Here is a 567-nt window from a genome sequence, read left to right as displayed (position 1 = left end):
GAATTTACGGCGACGGAAAAAACGAGCCATTATGGCCTCCTTAAATCATTTCTAGATGCTGAGCGTGAAGAACCAGCTTGGCTAACCCTTGCTTGTCTTCGTGACGATGCAAGAAACCTTCGGTATGTACTTCACTGCCCACCGTCAATTTATCCAACCAATGCGTAAGCCCTTCGCCACTCATGATGACTTGTAAACGAACAAATGATTGTCGGCTCATTCCTGCTTCTGCTTGCATTGAGCGGTGCTCAAGAGAGAATTGGATGTGCTCAATACCTGACGGACTTTTTTCAAGTCGAGCAGGTTTACAAACGTGTCCGGTTAAATGAAGTCGATTCATAGTTGCTAAAGGAGCAAAACCTCAATTAAGCGGCTTCGCTATCACCTTTACGCTCTTCCTTTTTAGTTAAAGGAGATGGTTCAGTGATCGCTTCTTTTTTACGCATAACAAGGTTACGTAAAACAGCGTCGTTGAAACGGAACGCTGTTTCCAGCTCGTCAACAACTTCTGCGTTCGCTTCAATGTTAAGCAACACGTAGTGCGCTTTATGAAGCTTGTTGATTGGG

Annotated in this window: 2 protein-coding genes; both read right to left on the bottom strand. The window is 44.6% G+C overall.

The window, feature by feature from the left end; genetic code table 11:
- Window positions 1-40 precede the first annotated feature (40 nt).
- Window positions 41-340, bottom strand: coding sequence for a primosomal replication protein N (priB, locus tag B2X00_RS06800; RefSeq protein ID WP_006956989.1), 300 nt, complete (start codon window positions 338-340; stop codon window positions 41-43).
- 25 nt (window positions 341-365) lie between these two features.
- A partial coding sequence (gene rpsF, locus B2X00_RS06795) for a 30S ribosomal protein S6 (RefSeq protein WP_290486649.1) occupies window positions 366-567 on the bottom strand: 202 nt, incomplete at its 5' end.

Source organism: Idiomarina sp. UBA3162, assembly GCF_002364475.1.
GTDB lineage: Bacteria > Pseudomonadota > Gammaproteobacteria > Enterobacterales > Alteromonadaceae > Idiomarina.
Note: the sequence above shows the minus strand (reverse complement) of the source record. Positions and strands in the feature narration are given on the sequence as shown.